The organism is Spirochaeta isovalerica (genome assembly GCF_014207565.1).
GTDB classification, from domain to species: Bacteria; Spirochaetota; Spirochaetia; order DSM-2461; family DSM-2461; genus Spirochaeta_F; species Spirochaeta_F isovalerica.
Genome location: NZ_JACHGJ010000006.1, coordinates 1 through 22,832, shown reverse-complemented (window position 1 = coordinate 22,832; position 22,832 = coordinate 1). Strand labels below are relative to the sequence as shown.

General features: G+C 43.5%; 31 protein-coding genes. 24 read left to right on the top strand and 7 right to left on the bottom strand.

The window, feature by feature from the left end; translation table 11 throughout:
- Window positions 1–106 precede the first annotated feature (106 nt).
- From ilvB to HNR50_RS14680, 3 genes are all read left to right on the top strand, one after another.
- Window positions 107–1,822 (top strand): biosynthetic-type acetolactate synthase large subunit, encoded by a 1,716-nt coding sequence (gene ilvB / locus HNR50_RS14690; RefSeq protein ID WP_184747540.1) that lies wholly within the window; start codon window positions 107–109, stop codon window positions 1,820–1,822.
- Window positions 1,822–2,319 carry an acetolactate synthase small subunit gene (ilvN, locus tag HNR50_RS14685; protein ID WP_184747539.1) on the top strand — a complete coding sequence of 166 codons (498 nt, stop codon included), beginning with the start codon at window positions 1,822–1,824 and terminating at the stop codon, window positions 2,317–2,319. Before ilvB ends, ilvN begins: the two co-directional genes overlap by 1 nt.
- Window positions 2,320–2,381: 62 nt before the next feature.
- Window positions 2,382–3,425: a hypothetical protein gene (locus HNR50_RS14680; RefSeq protein WP_184747538.1), complete on the top strand. Its 1,044-nt coding sequence runs from the start codon at window positions 2,382–2,384 to the stop codon at window positions 3,423–3,425.
- Here HNR50_RS14680 and ylqF read toward each other — a convergent pair.
- The gene (gene ylqF, locus HNR50_RS14675) at window positions 3,406–4,284 is read right to left on the bottom strand and encodes a ribosome biogenesis GTPase YlqF (RefSeq protein ID WP_184747537.1); all 879 of its coding nucleotides are present in this window, start codon (window positions 4,282–4,284) and stop codon (window positions 3,406–3,408) included. The two genes, HNR50_RS14680 and ylqF, sit on opposite strands and share 20 nt — an antisense overlap.
- Window positions 4,285–4,377: 93 nt before the next feature.
- Between ylqF and HNR50_RS14670 the strand changes: the two genes are divergently transcribed.
- The 4 genes from HNR50_RS14670 (at window position 4,378) to HNR50_RS14655 (ending at window position 6,574) form a co-directional block, all read left to right on the top strand.
- On the top strand, window positions 4,378–5,325 hold the full coding sequence (locus tag HNR50_RS14670; RefSeq protein ID WP_221439894.1) for a DHH family phosphoesterase: 948 nt from the start codon (window positions 4,378–4,380) through the stop codon (window positions 5,323–5,325).
- Between the two features lie 51 nt (window positions 5,326–5,376).
- The gene (locus tag HNR50_RS14665; RefSeq protein ID WP_184747535.1) at window positions 5,377–5,745 is read left to right on the top strand and encodes a response regulator; all 369 of its coding nucleotides are present in this window, start codon (window positions 5,377–5,379) and stop codon (window positions 5,743–5,745) included.
- The gene (locus tag HNR50_RS14660) at window positions 5,745–6,113 is read left to right on the top strand and encodes a response regulator (RefSeq protein ID WP_184747534.1); all 369 of its coding nucleotides are present in this window, start codon (window positions 5,745–5,747) and stop codon (window positions 6,111–6,113) included. Before HNR50_RS14665 ends, HNR50_RS14660 begins: the two co-directional genes overlap by 1 nt.
- 68 nt (window positions 6,114–6,181) lie before the next feature.
- A complete protein-coding gene (locus HNR50_RS14655) occupies window positions 6,182–6,574 on the top strand; it encodes a hypothetical protein (RefSeq protein WP_184747533.1) in 393 nt (130 codons plus the stop codon).
- On the opposite strand, the gene HNR50_RS14650 is transcribed toward HNR50_RS14655, so the two are convergent.
- Together HNR50_RS14650 and HNR50_RS14645 are read right to left on the bottom strand one after the other, a co-directional pair.
- Window positions 6,499–7,341: an MBL fold metallo-hydrolase gene (locus tag HNR50_RS14650; protein WP_184747532.1), complete on the bottom strand. Its 843-nt coding sequence runs from the start codon at window positions 7,339–7,341 to the stop codon at window positions 6,499–6,501. The two genes, HNR50_RS14655 and HNR50_RS14650, sit on opposite strands and share 76 nt — an antisense overlap.
- Complete coding sequence (locus HNR50_RS14645) at window positions 7,342–7,686, bottom strand: arsenate reductase family protein (RefSeq protein WP_184747531.1); 345 nt, start codon at window positions 7,684–7,686, stop codon at window positions 7,342–7,344.
- A gap of 231 nt (window positions 7,687–7,917) precedes the next feature.
- On the opposite strand from HNR50_RS14645, the gene HNR50_RS14640 reads away from it, so the two are divergent.
- From HNR50_RS14640 to HNR50_RS14630, 3 genes are all read left to right on the top strand, one after another.
- Window positions 7,918–8,154, top strand: a complete 237-nt coding sequence (locus HNR50_RS14640; RefSeq protein WP_184747530.1) for a hypothetical protein — start codon at window positions 7,918–7,920, stop codon at window positions 8,152–8,154.
- A 391-nt stretch (window positions 8,155–8,545) separates the two neighbouring features.
- Complete coding sequence (locus HNR50_RS14635) at window positions 8,546–8,824, top strand: RNA recognition motif domain-containing protein (RefSeq protein WP_184747529.1); 279 nt, start codon at window positions 8,546–8,548, stop codon at window positions 8,822–8,824.
- Window positions 8,825–8,920: 96 nt separating this feature from the next.
- A complete protein-coding gene (locus HNR50_RS14630; protein ID WP_184747528.1) occupies window positions 8,921–9,379 on the top strand; it encodes a pyridoxamine 5'-phosphate oxidase family protein in 459 nt (152 codons plus the stop codon).
- A gap of 26 nt (window positions 9,380–9,405) precedes the next feature.
- Here the strand turns inward: HNR50_RS14630 and HNR50_RS14625 are convergent, their stop codons facing one another.
- Window positions 9,406–10,317, bottom strand: a complete 912-nt coding sequence (locus tag HNR50_RS14625; protein WP_184747527.1) for an NAD(P)-dependent alcohol dehydrogenase — start codon at window positions 10,315–10,317, stop codon at window positions 9,406–9,408.
- Between the two features lie 195 nt (window positions 10,318–10,512).
- Between HNR50_RS14625 and HNR50_RS14620 the strand changes: the two genes are divergently transcribed.
- Both HNR50_RS14620 and HNR50_RS14615 read left to right on the top strand, forming a co-directional pair.
- Window positions 10,513–10,701: a hypothetical protein gene (locus tag HNR50_RS14620; protein WP_184747526.1), complete on the top strand. Its 189-nt coding sequence runs from the start codon at window positions 10,513–10,515 to the stop codon at window positions 10,699–10,701.
- A gap of 120 nt (window positions 10,702–10,821) precedes the next feature.
- On the top strand, window positions 10,822–11,253 hold the full coding sequence (locus HNR50_RS14615; protein ID WP_343060212.1) for a GNAT family N-acetyltransferase: 432 nt from the start codon (window positions 10,822–10,824) through the stop codon (window positions 11,251–11,253).
- A gap of 39 nt (window positions 11,254–11,292) precedes the next feature.
- On the opposite strand, the gene HNR50_RS14610 is transcribed toward HNR50_RS14615, so the two are convergent.
- Entirely contained in the window at window positions 11,293–12,531 is a 1,239-nt protein-coding gene (locus HNR50_RS14610; RefSeq protein WP_184747524.1) for an adenylate/guanylate cyclase domain-containing protein, read from the bottom strand.
- A gap of 143 nt (window positions 12,532–12,674) precedes the next feature.
- Here HNR50_RS14610 and HNR50_RS14605 point away from each other — a divergent pair, with 143 nt between their 5' ends.
- Complete coding sequence (locus HNR50_RS14605) at window positions 12,675–13,370, top strand: M15 family metallopeptidase (RefSeq protein ID WP_184747523.1); 696 nt, start codon at window positions 12,675–12,677, stop codon at window positions 13,368–13,370.
- Between the two features lie 80 nt (window positions 13,371–13,450).
- Here HNR50_RS14605 and HNR50_RS14600 read toward each other — a convergent pair whose 3' ends face one another.
- Complete coding sequence (locus tag HNR50_RS14600; protein ID WP_184747522.1) at window positions 13,451–13,669, bottom strand: hypothetical protein; 219 nt, start codon at window positions 13,667–13,669, stop codon at window positions 13,451–13,453.
- A 283-nt stretch (window positions 13,670–13,952) separates the two neighbouring features.
- Here HNR50_RS14600 and HNR50_RS14595 point away from each other — a divergent pair, with 283 nt between their 5' ends.
- From HNR50_RS14595 to HNR50_RS14550, 10 genes are all read left to right on the top strand, one after another.
- Entirely contained in the window at window positions 13,953–14,552 is a 600-nt protein-coding gene (locus HNR50_RS14595; RefSeq protein WP_184747521.1) for a peptidoglycan DD-metalloendopeptidase family protein, read from the top strand.
- On the top strand, window positions 14,549–15,079 hold the full coding sequence (locus tag HNR50_RS14590) for a GNAT family N-acetyltransferase (RefSeq protein ID WP_184747520.1): 531 nt from the start codon (window positions 14,549–14,551) through the stop codon (window positions 15,077–15,079). Before HNR50_RS14595 ends, HNR50_RS14590 begins: the two co-directional genes overlap by 4 nt.
- A gap of 12 nt (window positions 15,080–15,091) precedes the next feature.
- A complete protein-coding gene (locus HNR50_RS14585; protein WP_184747519.1) occupies window positions 15,092–15,607 on the top strand; it encodes a GNAT family N-acetyltransferase in 516 nt (171 codons plus the stop codon).
- Window positions 15,604–16,353, top strand: a complete 750-nt coding sequence (locus HNR50_RS14580) for an HAD-IIA family hydrolase (RefSeq protein ID WP_184747518.1) — start codon at window positions 15,604–15,606, stop codon at window positions 16,351–16,353. The genes HNR50_RS14585 and HNR50_RS14580 overlap by 4 nt, the downstream gene beginning before the upstream one ends.
- A gap of 45 nt (window positions 16,354–16,398) precedes the next feature.
- Window positions 16,399–17,592, top strand: a complete 1,194-nt coding sequence (locus HNR50_RS14575) for a tetratricopeptide repeat protein (RefSeq protein ID WP_184747517.1) — start codon at window positions 16,399–16,401, stop codon at window positions 17,590–17,592.
- Window positions 17,593–17,712: 120 nt separating this feature from the next.
- Window positions 17,713–18,177, top strand: coding sequence for a hypothetical protein (locus HNR50_RS14570; protein WP_184747516.1), 465 nt, complete (start codon window positions 17,713–17,715; stop codon window positions 18,175–18,177).
- 151 nt (window positions 18,178–18,328) lie between these two features.
- Window positions 18,329–18,985 (top strand): substrate-binding periplasmic protein, encoded by a 657-nt coding sequence (locus HNR50_RS14565; protein WP_184747515.1) that lies wholly within the window; start codon window positions 18,329–18,331, stop codon window positions 18,983–18,985.
- 104 nt (window positions 18,986–19,089) lie between these two features.
- Window positions 19,090–19,899: an ABC transporter permease gene (locus HNR50_RS14560; RefSeq protein WP_184747514.1), complete on the top strand. Its 810-nt coding sequence runs from the start codon at window positions 19,090–19,092 to the stop codon at window positions 19,897–19,899.
- On the top strand, window positions 19,896–20,633 hold the full coding sequence (locus tag HNR50_RS14555; protein ID WP_184747513.1) for an ABC transporter ATP-binding protein: 738 nt from the start codon (window positions 19,896–19,898) through the stop codon (window positions 20,631–20,633). Before HNR50_RS14560 ends, HNR50_RS14555 begins: the two co-directional genes overlap by 4 nt.
- Window positions 20,630–21,553 carry an ABC transporter substrate-binding protein gene (locus HNR50_RS14550; protein WP_184747512.1) on the top strand — a complete coding sequence of 308 codons (924 nt, stop codon included), beginning with the start codon at window positions 20,630–20,632 and terminating at the stop codon, window positions 21,551–21,553. Before HNR50_RS14555 ends, HNR50_RS14550 begins: the two co-directional genes overlap by 4 nt.
- 93 nt (window positions 21,554–21,646) lie before the next feature.
- Here the strand turns inward: HNR50_RS14550 and HNR50_RS14545 are convergent, their stop codons facing one another.
- A complete protein-coding gene (locus tag HNR50_RS14545; RefSeq protein WP_184747511.1) occupies window positions 21,647–22,099 on the bottom strand; it encodes a CBS domain-containing protein in 453 nt (150 codons plus the stop codon).
- A 337-nt stretch (window positions 22,100–22,436) separates the two neighbouring features.
- Between HNR50_RS14545 and HNR50_RS14540 the strand changes: the two genes are divergently transcribed.
- Window positions 22,437–22,832 (top strand): Na+/H+ antiporter subunit E (locus HNR50_RS14540; RefSeq protein WP_184747510.1); only part of this gene is annotated, 396 nt, incomplete at its 3' end.

Here is a 22,832-nt window from a genome sequence, read left to right as displayed (position 1 = left end):
TTCACTTTTTATTCTTTTTTTTGCATCATTTTCGGACAATTTAGTTTGACTTTCCCTTTTGCCATCTCTATAGTAGGAGAATATCAAACATTTTTCGGAGGGAATCATGAGTAATACTGAACGGACAGCAGCCGACGTCATGATTGATATAATTCACCAGCAGGGTGTAGATTATATCTTCGGGCTTCCAGGCGGAGCTGCCATTCCCATGTTCGATGCTCTTGTACAGTCTCCCATAGAACTGGTCCTGACCCGTCATGAGCAGGGTGCCGCCCACATGGCCGACGGATACGCAAGAGCTTCCGGCAAACCGGGCGTCGTGCTGGTCACTTCAGGCCCCGGAGCTACCAATACAATAACAGGTCTTCTTACGGCCCATATGGACTCCGTGCCCATTGTCGTCATCTGCGGACAGCAGACTACGGGCAATCTGGGTCTGGACACATTTCAGGAAGCAGATATTTCGGGAATAACCTTTCCTCTGGTCAAGCATTCCTATCTGGTAAAGAATCCCCAGGATCTGCCTCGGATTACCAAGGAAGCTTTTCACATAGCCAGTACGGGACGGCCCGGTCCGGTCATTATCGACCTGCCGAAAGATGTTTCCAGTTCCATAATTGATGAAAATGTCGATTCATCTTTCTCAATTCCCGGATATAACAATGATCCGGAACCGAACCCCGAAGACATCGCCCAGGCGGCGGCTATGATCTCCCGCTCCACAAAACCGGTTTTTCTGCTCGGTCACGGAGCCATAATCTCCGGAGCCTCCAAAGAAATAGCGGAAATCGTCAAAAAAATGCAGATTCCCGTAGTCAACACGCTCCTGGGAAAAGGTATTTTTCCCGAAACCCACGAACTTCACCTGGGTATGCCGGGTATGCACGGATCAGCCTACGCCAATAAAGCTCTGATAAACGCCGACCTGATCATTTCAGTCGGAGCGCGATGGGATGACAGAATAGCGGGCAACCCCGATAAATTCTGTCCTGACGCGCTGAAAATCCATATAGACATCGATCCCGCCGAAATAAATAAAAGCATCCAGGTCGACTGCGCCATTATCGGAGACGCCAGAAAAGTTCTCGATAAAATGTACAGCCTGCTCAAACCGGCCGATACGGAAAAATGGCTCAAGCAGGTTGCGCGGTGGAAACGGGACTACCCTCTTAAATACAAGAAGGAAGGCAAGCTGAAAGCTCAGCATGTAATCGAGGAAATGGCGCAGCTTGCCGGCCCTGACGCCATAATCACCACCGATGTTGGTCAGCACCAGATGTGGGCGGCCCAGTTCTGCCTTACGGAAAAACCGAATCACTGGATCTCCTCCGGCGGCGCAGGAACGATGGGATTCGGATTTCCCTCGGCGATCGGAGCGGCTCTTGCCGACAGGAGCAGGACTGTTGTTGCCGTAGTCGGAGACGGGGGCTTCCAGATGACACTCTGTGAACTTGCGACTGCTTTTAACCTCAAGCTGCCGATCAAGATCCTCCTTATTAACAACAACTACCTGGGCATGGTTCGCCAATGGCAGAGCATGTTCTACGAGAACCGCCTTTCAGGAGTGGACCTGGTCGGAAATCCCGATTTTGTCAGACTGGCCTCCGCTTACGGATGCAAGGGATTCAGACTGAAACGAAGCGCCGATGTGAAGAAAGTTCTCACGGCGGCGATGGAGTACAACGACGGCCCCTGTATCATCGATGCGGAGGTGGCTCAGCAGGACGATGTATTCCCCATGGTTCCCGCCGGCGCCACACTTGATAATATGCTCCTGGAACCGCCTAAATACAAACTGGATAAACCGGAGGGTAGCACCTGATGAAAAATTCACAACACACCATAAGTCTTCTTGTCTGTAACAGACCGGGAGCATTGATCAGAATAGCTCTGGTTTTTGCCAGAAGGGGTTTCAACATCGACAGTCTGGTCGTTTCCGAATCTAAGGATCCGCTGTATTCGCGTATGAATATTGTGGCGACGGGAGACACCAAAACCCTTCAGCTCATGCTCAACCAGCTGAATAAGCTGATAGATGTTGTGCACGCCAAAGACTATTCGGACACCGATGTCATTCAGAAAGAGCTGGCCCTTATCAAAGTTGAATGCAACGACAACAACCGCACAGCCATTCTGCAGATCGCCGATGCTTTCAAGTGCCGGAATGTGGACATAAGCGATTCCACCATGACCTTCCAGGTAACGGGAAAATCATCCAAAATCGATGCGGTGAGAAAGATGTTCGAATCTTATAATGTTCTGGAGATCGTCAGAACCGGTAAAATTCTCATGGCCCGGGGAGATGAAGAAACAGCATAAGTTCATAGAAAAATTCTAATGCCCTTTCCTAAACAGCCGATAAGTAAACTGGAGAAGTATTTATGAAGAAAATTCACCTTGTTTTACTTATCGGTTTGTTGTATTTACCCCTCTTTCTCTACGGCGGAGACGAACGCGAAGAGAAGCTTGTTTTCTCGACCCTACTCTACGGTGGAGAGAGTGATGTCCCCCTGAGCATCGACAGCGACAGAAGCTGGATAGATCTCGGACAGATAAATACAGAGGAAATAAACAATCTGGAAATACCCGATGAAGGTGTAATTAGAAAATGGCGCGTCCGCACGACTTATTCCGATGAAACAGTTGCCGGTCAGAGCACCATTCAGATAAAACTGAGAACGGACAGCTCAAAAGCCCCACTTTTCACTCTTCCCTGGTCGGAAGGCCGGACCGGCTGGAAAGAGAATTACAGCAACTGGTTCCAGACGGATTTTGAAGGACGCCATCCCCTTTTGGGAGACCAGGGCGTTTCAAGCGTAAGACTGATTGCACCTCCCGGCGTTTCCACACCGGGCATCATATATAAGATCGAACTGGAAGCCTGGGATATCAGAGAGATAGAAGCGGAAGAATCCATACAGTCTCTTGTGCAGATGGCTTCAACGGCGGTCATACCTGAAATCCGCGCCGTAAGGCAGGAGGCGGGTGAAAAAAACCGCGTGCTTGAAAGAAAGGAACCCGATGAAGATCAGGCTCTCCGTTTTGCCCTGAATTTTATTAATGACAGTCTGATGGGCGATCTTCCGGCTTTCTATGACAGCATCAGCGATAAAGTCTATTCTCTCGCCACAGGCGAAGGCGGCTCAAAATACAGAGTGCCCCCTCCTGCCCGTCAGTATGAGGGATTCAGTTTTTCCGATTACAGGGAAAACTATGAAGCTAAAATTTACAGTTATGAAGAATATGCCGATATGTTTCCCCAATGGCTCGATGGCAACCGCGGCTGGACTCCCGACAGACACACGTGGCTTTTTCACGGCTCTGCTGTTCGGGAGGGAAAAGAAGCAGTTCTGCAGAATGAGATTCTGGTCTTTATGGTAGAGATGATCGACGGCGAATGGAAGCTTATTGCTCTTCCCGAATAGTTTCTGAGAAAAAACTCCTTTCTTCACCGGGCGTTTCAAGAGAGAAGCGCCCGAGTTTTCCCTGACGCAGATCGAGCAGAAAGAGATTTATCGCCTTCTCATAATCAATAACGCCTCCGGACATAAGACATCCCCTTCTTCTCCCGATTTCTTCGATCAATTCCATCGTATCGTCGGGCAGTGTTTCCAGAGAATACCTGTCCTTTATCCTGTCGGGATAATGAACCGCCATATATTCGAGACCTTTGGTCGTAATTTCATCGAGAACGAGGATTGTATCTTTGATGGAACCGAGCAAAGCCAGTTTGTATCCGATGGCCTGGTCCTCAAACTTCGGCCAGAGAATTCCAGGCGTATCGTAAATCTGAAGGTTCGGAGAAACCTCCAGCCTTTGCATATCTCTGGTAAGGCCCGGCTTATTTCCCACGGCCGCTTTTTTTCTACCGGCCAGCGCATTGATAACTGTGGATTTCCCCACGTTGGGAATACCGACAATCATAGCCCGCACAGGTCGACGGCTCAGCCATTTAGCCCCTTCGCAGAGAGTCCGGCACCCCTTGGCAATTGAGCCGAGATTCTGTCCGCTTTTAGATGAAACCTCGACTGGAAGTCTGTGTTGTTCGGGACTGGCGAAATAATCCATCCACTGGCCAGTTACTATCGGATCGGCCAGATCGGATTTATTGAGAACAACCAATCTCGGCTTATCGCCTGTTAATTCGTCGATTATGGGATTCCGGCTCGATTCCGGAGCTCTGGCATCGAGAATTTCCACAACGACATCGACTTTTTTCAGATTTTCTTTTATCAGTCTCCTGGTCTTGCTCATATGACCGGGAAACCACTGTATAGGTTTCAATTGGCAACTCCCGGGGCAGTATATCTTTTTTTTTATTATAAGTTCTACTTTTTTCCCCCGATCGCGGATATATTGTTTAGAGAGGTTCGGCAATTGATTGATAAGCTTCTTGAAAAACTGAAAGGATTGAACGACAACATCTACATTCAGACCCACAACTTTCCCGACCCCGATGCGGTTGCCTCCGCATACGGACTTCAGCAATTGCTCCGCTTGAAAGGAATCGAGACGCGTCTCATATATGATGGAATGATACAGAGGGCGGCTCTGATCAATATGATCAACGAGATGTCCATAGATATCCGCAAATGCTCCGACTATGATTTAAAGCCGGAAGATAAAATCATCATTGTGGACGGGTGTAAATGGAACACCAACGTTACGGATCTGACCGGCGAGGAGATAGCTGTTATTGATCACCATCCTGTAAGGGAACCGGAAGGTGTCGGACTTGTGGATATAAGGCCGGAAGTGGGTGCCTGCGCTTCTATCATCACATCATACTATATGAAACTTGAAATACCGGTTCCCGAGACAGCCGCGACTGTTCTTCTGACAGGTCTTTTCCGCGATACCGATTCTCTTACCAGAGGCGTCAGCCACCTGGACGCGGCGGCTTATGGCGAATTATACAAGACAGCAGATTATGACTGGATGAGTACAATGGTCCTCAATAATATAACCCTTGAAGATCTCAGATTCTTCAATTATGTGATAAACAACATGACCATGAAGGGACGGCTGGCTTTCTGTAAGCTCAAAGATCCCTGTAACCAGAATCTGCTTGGAATCCTGGGGGATTTTCTCCTTTCTATCGATGAAGTGCGGTTCACAGCGCTGTTCGCGGAAAACGGCGACTCGATCAACATATCCTTCCGGAACGGGACATCGGATATCAACGCTGCGGATCTAATGAAAAAAACAGTCCGGAAAATCGGTACGGGCGGTGGGCATAGACAAATGGCGGGAGGAGTGATTTTCAGAAAAGAAGATTTTGACGAAGACAAACTTTTCAGGAAAATTGCATCATTTGTTAACTGATAATTTGATTTTTACTGTTATTTTCTAAAGAATATAGTATATGGAGATTATATGTCGCACATCCTTGTAATTGATGATGATGAACACATCAGGGAACTGATTAATATTATGCTGGAAGGCGAGGGACATTCGGTCGTCCTGGCTGAAGACGGTATGGTCGGCCTGAAAAAGCTCGAAGAAGAAACCTTCGATCTTATCATTACCGATATAATTATGCCCAATCAGGAAGGCATAGAGACCATCGTTCAGATTAAAGCGAAAAATCCAAAAGCTAAAATTCTGGCTATTTCAGGAGGCGGGCGGATAGGGTCCACCAATTATCTCACTCTGGCGGAAAACTTCGGTGTCGACCGGACCATGTCAAAGCCCTTCTACCATAAAGACTTTGTGGACTGCATTGGGGAGCTTCTGGAACAATAATGAAAAAAATCCTTATAGCTGACGATCACTTTGAAATCAGAGAACTGCTGAAAGATACTCTGGAGGGCGAAAACAGGGAAATCCACTTTGCTGAGAACGGCCGGACAGCCGTCAGAATGGCAAGGGAAGAACAGCCGGAAATCATTATCATGGATATCATGATGCCCGGTCGCATAAACGGTCTGGAAGCGACACAGCAGATCAAAGCCGACGAATTAAGCAAAAACAGTAAAATTATTATCCTTTCGGCAAAAGGAAAAGACAAAGACAAAATAAACGCTCTCGAAGCGGGAGCCTCCGCCTATATAGAAAAACCATTCAGCCCCGCAGACCTGGCGGATAAAATAGACAAACTCCTGAAAAGCTGACATCTGCCGTTTTTTGATTAAATCCTCCTTTATTAGTATATTAATAGAAGAGAATGGAGGATAGAACTATGTCCGAAGATTACGGCATCCGGTCTGTTCCTCCCCGTTATGACGAGTACAACAGCTACTTTATCCATACATCGGAAGGTTATGAAAAAGCTGTTGAACAGATTGAAGCAGAAGAGAGGGAACAATCCGCAGCAGAAATACAAAGAGCGATGGAAGCAGATCTGAGAACCAGGGAAGAAAAAGAGCTGTCGGATGAACAGCGCCTGGTTTCTGAAATTACCGCCGAAGAAGAAATGAGGAAATCCGAGGAGTACCACCGCCAAAGAGAACAGGCGATTCTTGATGATATCCGTTTAAAAGAAGAAGAGGTGGCCGCTCAGAAAGCGGAAATTTCCGAATATGAGGACAGAGAGGAAGACCCGCCTGGAACCAGAGTCGACCTTCTGGCCTGAAGGGGAATGCCCGAAACCGACTCTCCTCTATCGCAAACCCGCAGCGGTATATTATTGCTGCAGTTCTTACCTATCTCACTGAGAACTTTTTCAACTGAATTATTGTTTTTAGACAGGTGACATAAATAAATCTGCTCGATCATGCAACGTTCTGAACCGGTTACCTCTTTGAGAAAATCAGCCGCCTGAAAATTTGATAAATGCCCTTTATCGGAACGGATTCTCTCTTTGAGATAAGGGGGATATTTGCCAGTCATAAGCATCTCTTCGGAATAATTGGATTCCAGAAAGAGGATATGAGATTTCTCGGCATAGGCAATCATTGAGGGATCGTATTTGCCCGTATCGGTAATGACTGTAAAGGATATATCTCCCAGTCGGAAATAGAAACCTAGGGAAGAAGGCGCATCGTGGTGGGTTTCAAAAGGGATGAAACTGAGATACCTGAAAGTGTATTCACGTCCGGGTGTAACAGAAAGCTTCCTGTTGATTTCCCCTTTCGTATACTTATCGAGATCCAGGTTCTCGTGAATGACAACCGGCAGATCGAGTTCGAAGCAAAGGGATTCAACGCCTTTCAGATGGTCGGAATGTATATGACTGAGAAAAATGAATTCCAGATGATCGGGATTGAAAGAAAGCTTTTCCATTCTCCGCAGGATCTCTCTCGAGGAGAATCCGTTGTCCAGGATAAATGAGAAATTACCGTATTCGAAAATATAGGAATTGGCGCTTGATCCGCTTCCCAGTACAGCATAACGGAACAATCATTTACCCTCTTTAATCCAGAGTGTCCATGTTTTCTGATCTATCCCGGCTGTTACTTCGTTGCCGTTTCTGACAACAGGTGTTTTAAGAAGGAGATTGTTTTCCATAACCTCCTCGACAGCATCATAATCCATCCAGGCGAGACCTTTGTCCTTATAGGCTTTGGACTGGGTATCGATAAGATTATCCCCACCCAGTTTCTGGGCTATTTTAATAAGCTCTCCTCTGCTGAGGGGCTTTTCTCCCAAATCGAGAAAGTGGTAGCTGACGTTGCGCTCTTTGAAAAATCTCATTGCTTTTTTTGTATCGGAACACTTTTTCGTGCCTATGATCTGGATATTCATGATCTTTTTATATCAGATATACCGGCTTTTGATAAAGGGGAGCTAACAGGACATAGGGATCCAAAGGATAATATGATATTCAAGAGAGCCCAATTTCACCGGGAGGTGTTATTTTTGCAGATTATACAAAGACAGATATGATCCCTCCCCGCATATAGGAAATATCCCTATATACTTTTTAATCAAATTGTTTAATATTGAAACCATAAACACCGCATCAGGAGGGGCATATTGAATAAATTTGAGCTTAACAATGATTGGAAAGACCGGTTGAACGCCGAAAGAAGAAAGGATCTTCGACTGGGTTTGATTCCAATAATAATCTCTATTCTTTCATTTGCCATATGGATGACCCTGGGTATTACAAATGGAGCCTGGAGTGCCGGCCTGATACTGATACCAATTTCAATTTTCAGCCTTTTTATGGGCTCTCTGAAGATCATTGTCTTTTTTCAAAGCCGTTATTGAGTTGAAATAAGAACTCTTCTACCTCTACAGCCTCTTCCCTATGCCGATTATGCAATAGGACAGGGTTCGAAACACCATCAGGCTTGATAATATCCAGTCAATTCATCAACAGCGATTTTCCGGAAAGGGAAATGAAATTGCTGATGACCGGAGGTATAAACTCCGGAGGAATTTATTCTGAATGGCGAACTTTCAGTCAAACAGCATTATCCATCTTGATTTAATATCCACTATTATGTATATTACATTCAGTTTATTAAAGTTAAGTATTATTTTTCCTGTATTTTAATCATTTCTAATTGTTCCAATTACTAATCATCATATACGGTCTAAGGCATACTTCGGTTTCTAAACAAAATAAATCGCCGGATAGACCGGTCAAGGAGTAGTTATGGCTACAAAATTATATGTTGGTAATATGAGTTTCAAAGTGATTGAAGATGACCTCGGGAATCTTTTCGCTCAGTTCGGAAATGTTCTCAGTGCTAAAATTATTACAGACAGAGAAACAAACAGATCAAAAGGTTTCGGTTTTATCGAGATGGAAGAGCAGTCCGCTGCAGATGAAGCCATCAGAGAACTTAATGAATCCGTATGGATGGACAGGAAACTTGTTGTAAACGCAGCAAGAGAAAGAACTGAAAGACCCAGATACAACGACAGATATTAATAGGAATCAGATTCCAGAAAAAGCCGGTAAAACCGGCTTTTTTTTATAAGTAGACATATACATAACAACCATTTCTCTGTTTATATATATGACATAATGAGAAGAAATGAAAAAGAAATCACCGATGATAATTTAATAGCGGAGATTCTTCAATCCAACAGAATCTGTCATGTCGCACTTGTCGATGGGGATAAGCCATACATCGTTCCCATGAACTACGGTCTCCACGGGAAAACAATTTATCTCCATTCCGCGACAGAAGGGAAAAAGCTCGACCTTATCAGGAAGAATCAAAATGTCTGTCTGGAAGTTTCCGATTCTATCGAGATAAAAACATCGGAGAAAGCCTGCAGTTTCGGAACGGGATTCCGTTCGGTAATTTGCAAGGGAATCATTGAGATTATTTCCGGCAGAGAGGAAAAAACACAAGGGCTTCAAATCATTATGAAACAGCATACAGATTTAAGTTCCTGGGATTTTCCAACCTCCGCTGTAGACCGGACAATAGTGTATAGAATCATCCCCGACGAGATTACCGGTAAGATATCGGGATAAAAGGAAGCTTAATTATTCTGCAACCGCTATTCTCCGCTGATGCTAATAACGATATTCCCACGCTTCCGCCCGGAATCCACCAGAATATGCGCGTCTTTCACCTCTTCCAGCGGGTAGCTTTTATCAATAAACGGTTTTAGTTTTCCTTTAACCTGCAGATCCTGTATAAACTCCAGTTCTTCTTTTACTTCTTTAGTCATCGATTTTACCGATACGAAGCGGCCCTTTTCTTTAAGAGCTTTTAATGCATCGGTTTTTTTCAGTTTCCCCACAGCATCAAAAATCACATCGTATTTCTTTCCCGAAGATATAAAATCGACAGTTTTGTAATCATATACGATTTCAGCGCCGAGAGACTGAACAAGCTCGATATTGGTTCCGCTGCAGACTCCGTCGACCGCTCCACCGTAATGCGCGGCGATATGAAGCGCAGCGCTTCCGACCGAGCCAGATGCGCCATAGACCAGTGTCATTTCACCGGGTTTCAGTCCCGCTTTTTTCAGAAGCTGAACGGCGGTCATAGGGCCGACCGTAGCGGCGGCCGCTTCGCGGTGAGTGACATGGGGGGATTTTCTGATAAGAACACCATGTCTCGAAGTTTCGGGAACACAGACATATTCCGCATTGGCCCCTTTGCTCAGTCCGGTTGTGGTTCCCCGCACTTCATCTCCCGGCTGAAAAGATTTAACCCTCATCCCGGTCGCCTCAATGACTCCGGAAAATTCCACTCCGGGAATTATCATGGGTTTGAATCCCGCGAGAAGGCCGACGACAGACAGTACGGCCCTGTTGAACCGGCGCAGCGCGGCATCTCCTGCAGTGACAGAGGCACAATGGACTTTTACAAGAATTTCATTATCTTTCGGTATTGGTATAGGTATTTCCCTTAGTTCAAGAACGTCGGGAGAACCTGCTTTTGTACTGATTATAGCTTTCATAAGAAATACTATAACTCTATTAATACAACTGTTCCACAATATAACGGATAGTTAAGATTTGAAATTTCCGGCCGCCCTTCCGGACAGCCTATATGCGAATATTGAAAGCCGGATTCAGAGCCCTGCTTGTTTTATATCCACATTCTTTCTTGATATAGCAGAAGAAGCAATATACACTGTTTAAAATATGACTTGTTGGAAAAAATGATACAACTGAAACCGATAGCTCCCGATGACATAAAAATCCTCTATGACTGGTTTAGACATGATGAAAACCTCTACAAATACACCTGCCGGCCTGTGGACATATACAATGAGACCTTTAAAGAATATAAAAAACGCAAACTCGCATCATACGAATCCATCCCGACAGAGCATGTGTAAATCACCAGCCAATGGGCAGTCATCTTTTTTATTGGAAAAAAATGGATTTAATAAACAAAAAATCGACTATCGGAATTAATAATATCATGATTACATTGATGGGACGATAAGGAGTTCAATATAAACATATCTTTAATGACAATTGCCGATTACGATGATGCTTTCAAGCTCTGGTCCGAAACACAAGGCATGGGCCTGAGATCTCTCGACGATTCCAGAAAGGGAATAGATTTTTTTCTTAAGAGAAATCCGGAAACGAACTTCATCTGCAGAGAAGGAAAAAAGCTGGTCGGCGTTATTTTAACAGGACACGACGGCAGGCGGGGATATATCTATCATGCTGCCGTTCACAGAGACTTCCGGCGGCAGGGTATTGGAAAAGCGCTTGTTGATCGGGCATTGACTTCGCTCAGGAAGGAGGGAATCAGAAAGGTAGCTCTTGTTGTCTACAAAGATAATTTAAGAGGGAACGGTTTCTGGGAATCTCTCGGGTTTACATTGAGAGAGGATCTCAATTACCGGAATTTGTCTATCGATCCTGAAAATATATGAATTACGAAAAACCGGATCATTAAGCAGCCTCTTGAAAAGCTAGATTATCTTCTCCCCCCAGACTGTCGTCTGCGAACTCTTCCCTTTTAACTGTATGGATCCGATTTTCTCAAAAAGGCGCTGCAGTTCTCCGTTTAATTGTGAAAAAGTTTCCATGGAAATAATAATCTTGTGTTTTGTCTTTCTGCTCAGAGATTCGAGGCGAGAGGCGACATTGACTGTATCGCCGATGACCGTGAAGTTTTTGCGGTTTGTGCTTCCGATATCTCCGACTATCAACTCACCGTAATGGCACCCCACTCCGAATCCTTCCGGAACGGGAAGCCCGCTTTCCTCCAAAAGCCCTTTAAGGATATTTTCCGATTCACAGACTTCCAGAGCGCAGGAAATAGCGTCTTCACAGGCATTGTGTTTTTTTTCCAGGCCGAATATGACCATAATGGCATCGCCGATATATTTATCTATAGTTCCGTTGTGGGCCGAAACGATCCGATCCCAGTATTCAAAGTAGATATTAAGCATTTTAGATACCGTCTCGGCATCGTTCTTTTCGCTGTATGCGGTGAAATTCTTAATATCGGAGAAAAGCACGCAGAGATACTTTTTAGTTGATGTATACTCCCCTTTCTCGAGAATCGTATCTCTTACGTTCTCATCAACATACTTCCCGAAAAGCTGAATTATCTTTTCATTCAGCCGGAAATTCTCATAACGGCCAATACCGATGATCAAAGCGAGCAGCGCACCTCCGAATATGATGTACCAATGGGTGGGATCGATAAGGAAGGAAGTGAGATGACTCCAGATGTTGACAATCGTCAATTGATCAGAATTCTGGATTTCTTTCCAAGTATCGAAATAAAAGTAAAGAAAAAGAAAAATAAATACATTGAGAAAAATATAACTGAACTCAACGGATCTATTGGTTCTCCCGCTTCCCGAAAACTTGATAAACCTGAGAATGGAAAAAATCAAGGCAAAGAACCAGAAGCCTATATGAGCCGTATTGAGAAGATAAGCTGTACCTTCTGATAATTCGAAAAGACTGTAAAGCAGGGGAACTATAAACAAAAAAGGGATTTCTTTCCTCGACTGTTCAGCTCTGAAGGAAAGAAGAAAGGTCTGGATCAGCAGACTGACGACCAGACTCATATGTCCTACATTTAAAAGAAACTGCCCTTTCTGAATAATCAATTGCATTATGATATAGAAAAGCGCGAACTGCCCCGAATACAATAACAGTTCATCGAGAAAGGATTTAATAAACTTCGGTCTCATAATTTCCCCATAGATATTTCTGACTTACTTAAATCATAAACCATAGATATGATTTTATCCTTAATGATCATTAAAATGGTTATCATCTTTACATACAGGATTATTCAGTTTAATATTATACTATTAATAGCCCGGAGATTTTAGTGTTTTTAATTAATGATATTGAAGTGATAAAGATACCCGTAAGGAACAGTAAAGAACCTTTCTGCAATCTGACTGAGATAAACAAGAGAATAAAAGTCGATTTATCAATGTCTCAGATTGCCAGTAAAAGTGAATATTTCAGTTACGCAAGAGAAACTATAGCCATAAAGCTTCTTGAAGCAGCTCTCTTACTGCCTGAAGGAATCAATTTCTATATAAAAGAAGCCTACAGACCTTTACAGCAGCAGAAGGATTCATTCAATTCTGTTCTGGAATACAACAGAAAGCACTATGGTGATTTACCGGAAGAGGAAATCTATCTGGAAACATGCAAATACGTCGCTCCGCCGGAATACGCCCCTCATCCGACGGGAGCCGCTATAGATATCACGCTCATAAACGATAAGGGAATTGAATCGGATATGGGAACTGAGTTTAATGCGACTCCCGGTGAGACGGATAACGCGACTTATTTCCACTCGGATAACATTTCTGATGAAGCAAGGGAAAACAGGCGTATTCTGAGCAGAGCTCTATCGCGGATGGGATTTGTCAATTACGAACCGGAATGGTGGCACTGGTCGATCGGAGACCGGTACTGGGCATTATTGAAGAATGAAGATGCGGCGAAATATGATGTCGTCGACGGAAACTGGATAAAGAAGAATACCTGCGAAGCAATGGAATGGAAGTAAATATATACGACCCGGACGATGAAACGTCAGATTTAAGAGGATTTACAATCGTAGAGGATCTTTTCAGAGCTTTTGCCGTCTCATTTTAATTCTGCCAGGATTTTTTCAGCTTCTTCTATCTGATTGGGATAAAGATTTGGCGGAACTGCACTTTTCCCTTTTGCCAGAAATATCTTGTGACGTGCACAGCTGTTGAAATCATCAAGACAATACCTTTTTTTCATTATATTAGCCAAGGCAGGCTTTTCAGCCATCTTGTCATTAAAGAAAGGACATTGACTCAAACATTCGCATTCCATTTTTCTCTCCTTAGAAATAATGTTACTTATCTTTAAGTAAGTATAATTCAACAAACTATATAGTGCCATATTTTGCTGAAATTCCCGGAATATTCGAAGAGCCGACAACAAAAGCCATAAAAATGTAACGGCCTGGGATTCAATAAACACAGAACTGCCATGGCAAAATATCCCGGCCGTTCCGATTATCTGATTTACGAGTGAGATATTAAAAAAACAGCTGGATCTTCTACTAAAAAGATTTACAATTGAACTATTCAAATAATTCGGTCCGGGAGTAGAAGTGAAATTTCAGAATTCGTCATTACTCAGAATAGTACTCTTCTTTTTGACAACAATAAGCCTCTGGGCAATAGACAGGGCTCCTGTCTATGATGCTGATGCAGAAATACTGACCTTGTGCGGTTTTGGACCCCAACAGAATGAAAAAGGCGAATGGTACCTGTCGAAAGGCGTCGTTCTTGAGTTTCTGGAAATAGAAAAAATATATTCGCCTCTGGACGGTATCGTGATTGCCGTAGAATCGGAAAATACTTTCCCTCCAGTCTTTTTCGGAGAACAGCAAGTCAATATGATAGTTATTCAGTTCACAGACAGCACGGCTATGGCTATCTACAATCTGAAAACAGTATCGCGAGATCCTGGAGAACTTATATCCCGGGGCCAGGTCATAGGCTTAACGGGGAATCGGGGGAACGGAGAAGATTACATAATCGAGCTCTCTTTCATAAAATCCGATGCGCCGTACGGCGAACTGGAGATTAACACTTTGCTTTATCCTGACATTGATAACGATTATCAGCCGCGGTATACAATGGAGTACATTAATCCTTTTGAAATATTAAATCCCGATAGACTGAACATCCTGCAGGAGAGAAAATGAAAAAGCTGATAACACCGAATCTTGAAATTAGAAACCACATTCCATCAGACTGGAAGGATTTGCATGAATACTTATCCTTGCCGGAGATCTATAAATTCGAACCGGGAGGCCCTATCAGCGTAAGCGAGTCCAGAGCCTTAATTAAGAAACGATGCAACGGAGATGATTTTCTCGCGGTTAAGCTCAGAGAATCTGGTAAAATGATCGGCCATCTCTATTTTCACCGGATTGAACCGGAGCGTTTTTTAACCTGGGAACTGGGTTTTATATTTAACCCTGATTATCAGAACCATGGATATTGTACGGAAGCCTCTGCGGCTTTGGTCCGCTATGCTTTTGAAGCGTTGGATGCCCATAAAATAACAGCCTACTGCAATCCCGAAAACACATCGTCCTGGAAAGTTCTGGAAAAAATCGGAATGATTCGAGAAGGGCATTTCAAGAAAAAGGGATTTTTCCGCACTGATCCAAATGGCAATCCTCTCTGGCACGATGCCTATGCATACGGAATGTTAAAAAACTCTTGAAGGAGAACGTCAATGATAAGAACAGCCTGTAAAGATGATGCATCGCGTATTGCCGAAATCCACATATTCGGGTGGCGCAGCGCCTATAGGGGAATTATACCCGACAGCTATTTATTTTCGGAAATATCAGTGAACGGAAGATTCAGCAGCTTCAATGACAGCAATGAACATGAGAAAGACGATCTCTATGTCTGTGAAGAGGACAATATTATCAAAGGCTTTATGAAAAGCGGCATGTGCAGAAATGAAGATAAGCTCGACGCCTATGAGCTCTGGGGGCTCTATGTTGAACCATTGATGAAAAGGGAGGGGGTCGGATCCCAATTGTTGCGTCATTGCGAAAAAGTCGCTCTGGAAAAAGGCTGTCGTGAAAATGTACTCTGGGTTCTAGAAGACAACGCTTCCACAAGACAATTTTATAAAAAACACGGATATGAAACTGACGGGAGCGAAAAGATAATGGAAAAATTCAATGCGAAAGTGATCCGCTATTGTAAGAAAATTACCGGAGATGGAGAAAAAAAATGAAAAAGCTTCTCATTGACCTGGATGGAACTATTCTCGAAGGGCCCGCACCGATTAATGATGCCCGGGAATTCTTTGAGAAGGCGGAAAAACTGGAAATTGATTTTCTGATCATGACCAATTCCGTCAAATCTCCACTTCTCATAAAAAAACGTCTTTCCGATGCCGGTCTGGCCGTTCCGATGCCCTCAATCATCAATCCCATAATCGCCATAAATTCCTACCTGAGGCGAAAAGGATTCGGGACTGCCTATATCGTTGGAAGCGGGCAGGAAATGGAACAGGTCTGCATTCCTCACAATGAGGAATATCCGGAAATTGTTCTACTGCTGGATTTCGAAAAAGAGAACCTGTCCTATTCGGATCTGCAAAATATATTTCTCTTTCAACAGAAGGGAGTTCCCCTTATTACAGCTTCCGCATCCCCTTACTATCTGTCGGGAGAGAGAAAGCAGCTGGATACGGGAGCTTTCGTAAGTCTTTTTGAAACAGCCGGAAATACAAAAATAGAAGTATTCGGCAAACCGTCCTTATCCTATTATACCGAAGCGCTGGAGATTCTCGACGCTCCCCCGGAAGATGTTATCGTCATAGGAGATGACTGGAAAACAGATATTCAGGGTGCAGAAAATTCCGGTTGCCATGCCTTCCTGGCAAGATCGGGAAAATATCAACCGGGAGATGAAAGCCATGTCCCCGGTATCGGGGTTATAGATTCCCTGATGGAAGTATTTCAATATCTGGACTGAAACAGGATTCCATGAGATCATTGTCGAAAAAATAAAGGATATAAGATGAAAAAACATCTCTTTATATTAGTTTTTCTTATTCTCGGACAGATTTCTTTCGCTGTTGATTTATCAAACCCCCATATTGCGGAAAGCGAGCGATTGATCAGTCTGCAGAAATATGAAACAGCTTTTCAATACCTGACGACGAATGAGAGCGGTATATCCCATTCTGATCTTGTCGTTCAGAAAGTGAAAATCCTCTTAAACTATTTTGTACACAGCACGATGCACCAGATGTTTGCCTTGAAAGACATTCCCGAGGGGGAAAGCGTATACGATTACAGAGGCAGGGAAGGCCGTTACCAGTACGTCATGTACAAACCCGATGAAGCTCTGTTAAGCGCTCTGGAATCAGATAGTTCCAATGGAGAACTCTATTTCTGGTTGGGCCAGTTTTATTATGAAGTCCTGGAAAAATACAATGGGCAATGGCTTCTCGGCAATGACAAGCTGCAATCAAAAATCATAGAAAACTACGAACTGGCAAATCTCAATAATTTTTCCGACAAAATTCTTTTCAGCAATTTAGGGCAGATACAGCTTCAGATAGAATCCTATGAGAAAGCCATAGAGAACCTGAGAAAGGCCCTGGACTATGAAAAAGATAATCCCGGATATAACCACAATCTGGCTGTCGCTTATTTAAATACGGGAGAAATGGCGAAAGCTCTGCCCTATGCTGAAAAAGCCCTTAACTCTTATTCAGATACATACTATAAATCCGATTCCTGCTATTTAGCCGGAATTATTGCCATAAACCTCCAGGACTTCGATAAGAGCATCAGTTATATGGAAAAAGGTAAGGCGCTGGAACCGGACCAATACAGATTCTATGATAAGCTTATAGATTTGTACCTATATAAAAAGAACTTCGCCGAAGCGAAAGAAAACTCCAGATACTTTTTCGAACTCTACCCGACAAATCCTTCGGTCATGGGTAGTATTGTCAATTATTACAATGGTTACAAAGCTCTGAACGAGGCCAGGATTTTAATCGATGAACTTTTAGCCTTGACCGAAGAACCGGAAGCGCGGGGGAATTTGTATTATCATAAAGCTCTGGTCTCAGACGCCATGGGAGATCATCAGGAGGCTCTTGCTCAATTAAAACAGGCGGAAGAAATGTTTCGTGAAGTATATGAGGATGATCATCAGGTTTTTCAGGCAATTGGAAATCTCATTGACCAGATTAAATAAAATGAATAGATCCCCGGCATTCACAGAGACTCATTCCAGTATTTTCTGCAGGAAAAGCAGCACCTATGTAATTAAGCCGTTAATGTTTATATATGAAAATCAAATCAACTGGAGCTATCTATGATGACACTGCCATCCATACTGGATCCTCTTTTTAAAACAGGAACAGCCATACAGGAATTTATAGCCTGGAAGAATAAACTGGATGGCAAAGGCAAACTTCTTATCATAGAAATGCAGAACAATTTCAGATATCTGCAAATGGTGTCGAAAAAAGAAACTGACCTGGATAAAGTCATTCATGAAATTACAACCGGTCAATACAAACAGCTCTTATCTGAGGGTTTCAGATTTTCATCAGTTGCAAAAGGAAAAATAAAAAAAGCCGAATCTTTAAAAGGTACGAGCCTGGCGGGATGGGCGGGTAAAGATTCCCTTGCGCTCCTGCACTCTCTGTACAGTAGAGTCGAAGAGCTTATAATCAAATATCCTTATACCGGTACAGCTGAAAAATACAACTGGACATTGAGAGTCAACAACATTCTGAGATTGACCATGTTATTGCTGAATCACCAGAGAAAATAAACATAATAAATCAAAGGGAAATTTGACTCCCTAATCCATATCCCGGAAAATATATATTATGGATAAACGTTTTTTAGTTGTTTTTCTTTTTCTTAATTTGTGTTTTAGCGCTTTTTCTCAGGATCTTACCATTCTCACAGAAGACTCCGGAATGGCTAATAGAGTAGATGAAGAGGGAAATCTTGTCGGCTACTCGACAGAAATTGTCAGAGAAATTCTCAGGCGTCATGGCCAACCGGATTCGATCGAGGTCTATCCCTGGGCGAGAGCCTATAAAAGGCTGCAAGAAGAACCCAATATCGCACTGTTTTCAACCACCAGAACAGCCGAACGGGAAAAGGAATTCAAATGGGTCGGACCGCTGATATTAATTGAGTGGGCTATGTATAAATCGATAAATTCAGAGGTCAATATTGATTCTTTGGAAGATGCCAAAAAGCTGAAGGAAATTGTTGTAATTCAGGATGATGCTAAAGAACGATTTCTGATCGAAAACGGTTTTACAAATATCAATGACGTTAACAATGATATAAGTGCTATTCGCATGATTCATGCAGGCAGAGCCGATGTCTGGTTCAGTTCCAATCGCGGTATTGTTGCAGCCTCCGGAAAAGCGGGATTCCGCCCCGATGAGTTCGCCAAGGCATTATCCATTAGAAAAGTGTACCTCTATATTGCCTTTTCCAGGACTACCTCTGATCAGATTGTATCAAAATGGCAGGCGACCCTGGATAACATGAAAAAAGACGGGACATACCGCAGGATCATGATAGAAAATGGCGGAGAAGAGGTGATGGTTATTCCATAAATCATTTCATCACGCATAATAAGCATTAGCAGAATCTTCACTTTTAAGAAAAAATTATCTATTGAGACTTGTATATAGGTTTTTTAATATATATCATATATTCCATGATAGACCGCCAAATTAAAGATACTGCTATAAAAGCAATCCGCTATATCACCGGAATAGGAATTATCTTTCTCCTGTGGCATATAGCAGCGACGTTAGCCAACCACGGAAGAGGTGTCTACTTCCCCACACCGCTATCCACCCTTTCAGGCCTGATAGATCTTCTAAAGGGAGAACAGATTTATGGTGCGGGGATTGTGGATCATACGGCTGTCAGCCTTTTAAGATGGTTCAAAGGATTCGCCCTCGCTTCCCTTATTGGCGTAGTTTTGGGCATAGCCATGGGATACTACCAGTTTCTTTTCGATCTGTTCATCCCCGTGGTGACGTTTCTGCAGATCATTCCCGGCCTGGCCTGGGTTCCCGTCGCCCTCCTCCTTTTCGGCCTGGGGGAAGGTGCCACGTTTTTCATGATATTTATAACTTCCCTTCCACCGGTCATCGTCAATACGGCCGGAGGAATCAGGGAAACTCCGCCCGTTTACATGAGAGCCTCACGCATGATGGGACTTAAAGGTCCCCGGACATTTTTCCGGATTCTGATTCCAGCATCAAGTCTTTCCATTATCAATGGATTGAGGATTGCCCTTGCTTCAGGCTGGAGGGTCCTGATCGCCGCAGAGATGGTAGTCGGATCGGCTCAGGGTCTGGGATTTGTCATCATACAGTCGCGGTGGAGTCTCGATTTCGTGTCGGCTTTTTCCGTTATCATAATAATCGCAGCCATTGGCCTTTTTATTGAAAAAGTCCTCTTTCAGATTATCGAAGACAATTTGCGCCATAAGATGGGCTTTGAGAGGATTTTATGATCAGCATTGAAAATATCTCAAGGGAATACCGGTCAAAAGAAGGACAGGTCAGAGCTCTGTCTCACATAAATCTCCATGTTGCGGAAGGAGATTTCATCTCTTTAATAGGTCCGAGCGGATGCGGTAAATCGACTCTGATCAACATGATCGCCGGATTTATACAGCCGACAGAAGGAACGATCAGACTCAATGGGAAACCTATAAGAAAACCGGGGCCGGACCGGGGTGTCGTTTTTCAGGAGAACAGCCTCTTCCCCTGGATGACTGTTGAGGAAAATATGAAACTGGCATTGAGAAACAGCAGAAAAGCCGTTGACTACTATCTCGACATTGTGGGCTTGAAAGGTTTTCACAAAGCTTATCCCCATGAATTATCCGGCGGCATGAAACAGAAAGTTTCCATTGCCAGAACGCTCGCGCTCTCTCCGGATGTGATTCTGATGGACGAACCTTTTTCCTCCCTCGATGAGCAGACGAGAATACAGCTGGACTATGAATTGAAGGAAATCTGGGAACGGGAGAAAAAAACCATCATTTTCGTGACCCACAGCATAGAGGAAGCCATCTACCTTTCCACGAAAGTTGTTCTTATGACAAAACGGCCCGGCAGAATTCAACGGGAATGGGAGCTGGACAGGGGGAAAAGGTGGAACTTTTACTCACCCGACATGCTTTCTTTAAGAAAAGAAATGAAAAACAGCATGGATTTGTGCTGCAAGGATTGCAAACTATGAAAAAGAAAGAACTTATACTCTCATTATTAATCTTATCTACTTTACTCTGGAGCTGTTCCTCCAGTGATAGTAATCTTGTTTACGCTTATCAGGACCGGATTGTCGATACGCTCTCTGTCATCGCCGCTGAAAAGGAACTTTTTGCTAAAAATGTGGAAGGGAAGATTTTCTCTTCCGGACCCCAGACCGTTGAAGCTCTTATCTCCGGAAGCGCCGATGTCGCCGCAATGGGAGATTCAGCTGCCATCATACTGCTTTCCAAATACGATAATTTCAGAATTATCGCCAGTCATGGTTCCGGAGAGAAAAGACATAGAATTGTAACCGGAAAAGAAATTCAGATTGACACATGGAATGATCTCCAAGGTCTTCGGATAGGCATCAAAAAAGGTACTTCCACCTATGGCGGTTTGATCATAAAAGCCGAGGACAAAGGTATAGACCTGGAAAATTCACTTATGGAGATGTCCCCTTCAGTTCAGTTGACAGCACTGGCCTCAGGTGAAATAGATGCGCTCGTCGCATCGGAACCGACACCTTCCATTGCCGAGGATAAAGAGATCGGAAGACATTTCGATTATCTGGATATGCCCGGGATGACCTACCCCATTGTTCTGGTTGCATCGGAAAAAACTATCGCTGAAAGAAAGGCACAACTGGAAGATTTGATAAAATCCCTGGAAAATGCCCAGGACTATCTTGCAACAAACAGAAGTGACGTTATTACCGTACACTCATCTCTGAGCGGTTTTTCTCCGGCTATGGTCGAAAACAGCTTATCCCTGCACAATCACGTTGTCCGGCCGGCTTCTGATTTTAGGGAAACTCTGGACGAATTGGGCCGGATCCTACTGAAAACGGGTACCATTAATCAGCTTCCCGATTGGGATAAGGTTCTGGATATGTCACTTATGGAATAACGGGAATCCGTATGAGGAGGGGTCTTCTTTCATCATCTTCAGAGAATAGAGCGTCGAGGGAATGTTATAGGCGATTAGATCAACCCGTACAACTCAGGGAATATTGATCCCATAGGGATTCATGATATGCTCCCTGAGCAATTTCGCTTCCGTCTCGGAGAGTTCCATTACATTTTTGACAACATCACCGATTGAAACCACACCTACCAGTTTATCTTTTTCGAATACGGGGAGATGGCGGATCCTCTTATCAGTCATAATATTCATGACATAGGAGACGGTGTCATCGGTCATACCGATGATCAGTTCTTCACGGGGAGTCATAACCTCAATGACAGACTTCTGCCAGCTGTCATCGCGGGGACAGACTTTGGATAAAATATCCCTTTCCGTGATAATTCCGGCGACTTCTTTTTTCTCATTTTCAACTATGAGAGAACCTATCTTTTTCTCATTCATAATGATCACAGCTTCTCTGACAGTCGCCTTATCAGTGACCGTATAAATAGCGCTTTTCTTCTGTTTTAGAATTTCAGATATTGTCATATTTCTCCCCTTTACAGAATGTACATTTTTAATTCTAGTTCATTATCTCATTTGATCAATTGTTTTAACTATTATTCGTGTATTTACACGATTATTTTGTTCAAATTTTCGCAAAACAAAACAACTTCATACACCTTATATAATTAGTTACTTTTATTTGGAACCTATAAGGGTTTTGTTTACAATAATCACCATTTTTGTAACCATTCTAAAGAGTAATATTTATTCTCAAAAATACATTATTTCCTTGACCTGCAATATTTTAGGTAATATGCTTTTCTACGCATATAGATATTTTTATATAAATATATATGTATATATAACTTTAGGAGGAATGATGAAAAACATCATTATTTCAGCCATTTTAGTCTATCTTTCCTGGCTGATGCTGAACGGAAATATTTATCCGTCCGTTCTCCTCTCCGGATTGGTCGTAACAGTTGTCATCGTGCTTTTCTTTTCGGCACACCATCCCGTTTTCAAAGATGTGAAACTGAGCCCCAAAGCCATAGCGGCTATGGTCGCTTATGTTTTCGTTTTTACAGGGGAATTACTTAAAGCCAACCTCGATGTGGCTTCGCGGGTTCTCTCCCCCTCCCTGCCGGTGAACCCCGGTATCGTGGAGATAAAAACGGGTTTGAAATCGGAGATCGGACGATTGGCTCTGGCCAATTCCATCACTCTGACTCCCGGGACGCTCACCGTGGACGTTAAGGACGATTCCCTTTTCATC

What these genes read in the sequence shown, in the direction of transcription:
- ilvB (WP_184747540.1), top strand. Translation starts at nt 107, where the DNA reads ATGAGTAATACTGAACGGACAGCAGCCGACGTCATGATTGATATAATT.
- ilvN (WP_184747539.1), top strand. Translation starts at nt 1,822, where the DNA reads ATGAAAAATTCACAACACACCATAAGTCTTCTTGTCTGTAACAGACCG.
- HNR50_RS14680 (WP_184747538.1), top strand. Translation starts at nt 2,382, where the DNA reads ATGAAGAAAATTCACCTTGTTTTACTTATCGGTTTGTTGTATTTACCC.
- HNR50_RS14665 (WP_184747535.1), top strand. Translation starts at nt 5,377, where the DNA reads ATGTCGCACATCCTTGTAATTGATGATGATGAACACATCAGGGAACTG.
- HNR50_RS14660 (WP_184747534.1), top strand. Translation starts at nt 5,745, where the DNA reads ATGAAAAAAATCCTTATAGCTGACGATCACTTTGAAATCAGAGAACTG.
- HNR50_RS14655 (WP_184747533.1), top strand. Translation starts at nt 6,182, where the DNA reads ATGTCCGAAGATTACGGCATCCGGTCTGTTCCTCCCCGTTATGACGAG.
- HNR50_RS14645 (WP_184747531.1), bottom strand. Translation starts at nt 7,686, where the DNA reads ATGAATATCCAGATCATAGGCACGAAAAAGTGTTCCGATACAAAAAAA.
- HNR50_RS14635 (WP_184747529.1), top strand. Translation starts at nt 8,546, where the DNA reads ATGGCTACAAAATTATATGTTGGTAATATGAGTTTCAAAGTGATTGAA.
- HNR50_RS14630 (WP_184747528.1), top strand. Translation starts at nt 8,921, where the DNA reads ATGAGAAGAAATGAAAAAGAAATCACCGATGATAATTTAATAGCGGAG.
- HNR50_RS14625 (WP_184747527.1), bottom strand. Translation starts at nt 10,317, where the DNA reads ATGAAAGCTATAATCAGTACAAAAGCAGGTTCTCCCGACGTTCTTGAA.
- HNR50_RS14610 (WP_184747524.1), bottom strand. Translation starts at nt 12,531, where the DNA reads ATGAGACCGAAGTTTATTAAATCCTTTCTCGATGAACTGTTATTGTAT.
- HNR50_RS14600 (WP_184747522.1), bottom strand. Translation starts at nt 13,669, where the DNA reads ATGGAATGCGAATGTTTGAGTCAATGTCCTTTCTTTAATGACAAGATG.
- HNR50_RS14590 (WP_184747520.1), top strand. Translation starts at nt 14,549, where the DNA reads ATGAAAAAGCTGATAACACCGAATCTTGAAATTAGAAACCACATTCCA.
- HNR50_RS14585 (WP_184747519.1), top strand. Translation starts at nt 15,092, where the DNA reads ATGATAAGAACAGCCTGTAAAGATGATGCATCGCGTATTGCCGAAATC.
- HNR50_RS14580 (WP_184747518.1), top strand. Translation starts at nt 15,604, where the DNA reads ATGAAAAAGCTTCTCATTGACCTGGATGGAACTATTCTCGAAGGGCCC.
- HNR50_RS14575 (WP_184747517.1), top strand. Translation starts at nt 16,399, where the DNA reads ATGAAAAAACATCTCTTTATATTAGTTTTTCTTATTCTCGGACAGATT.
- HNR50_RS14570 (WP_184747516.1), top strand. Translation starts at nt 17,713, where the DNA reads ATGATGACACTGCCATCCATACTGGATCCTCTTTTTAAAACAGGAACA.
- HNR50_RS14565 (WP_184747515.1), top strand. Translation starts at nt 18,329, where the DNA reads ATGGCTAATAGAGTAGATGAAGAGGGAAATCTTGTCGGCTACTCGACA.
- HNR50_RS14560 (WP_184747514.1), top strand. Translation starts at nt 19,090, where the DNA reads ATGATAGACCGCCAAATTAAAGATACTGCTATAAAAGCAATCCGCTAT.
- HNR50_RS14555 (WP_184747513.1), top strand. Translation starts at nt 19,896, where the DNA reads ATGATCAGCATTGAAAATATCTCAAGGGAATACCGGTCAAAAGAAGGA.
- HNR50_RS14550 (WP_184747512.1), top strand. Translation starts at nt 20,630, where the DNA reads ATGAAAAAGAAAGAACTTATACTCTCATTATTAATCTTATCTACTTTA.
- HNR50_RS14545 (WP_184747511.1), bottom strand. Translation starts at nt 22,099, where the DNA reads ATGACAATATCTGAAATTCTAAAACAGAAGAAAAGCGCTATTTATACG.